This window comes from Desulfobacter latus, from assembly GCF_013389365.1.
GTDB classification, from domain to species: domain Bacteria; phylum Desulfobacterota; class Desulfobacteria; order Desulfobacterales; family Desulfobacteraceae; genus Desulfobacter; species Desulfobacter latus.
The window spans coordinates 1-261 of record NZ_JACADJ010000227.1; the positions used below are offsets into that span (position 1 = coordinate 1).

At 42.9% G+C, this 261-nt stretch carries 1 protein-coding gene; it reads left to right on the forward strand.

Going from position 1 to position 261, the window contains the following annotated elements; all coding sequences use genetic code 11:
- Positions 1 to 261 (forward strand): hypothetical protein (locus HXW94_RS19340; RefSeq protein WP_218576841.1); only part of this gene is annotated, 261 nt, incomplete at both ends.

Below are 261 nucleotides of genomic sequence, written 5' to 3' on the forward strand. Positions count from 1 at the left end.
TGACATTAAAGGGCGATTTTACGCAAAAATCCACGTATGTAAGCTATTATTCCAACGAAGAGGAGAACTTTGATACATCAGGTACCCACAAGGTAATATTGGCCGGTTCAACGCTCCAGACAGTCAGGTTTGAGAATCCCAGTTCTTCCTATTCTCATTTCAACATGCTTGAGATTAAGAACTGGTCTGCAGAAGGCATCACTTTCCTGACAGATGTCTGCTGGAGCGGCATAACGTCAAACGGCTGTACAATGAATAATC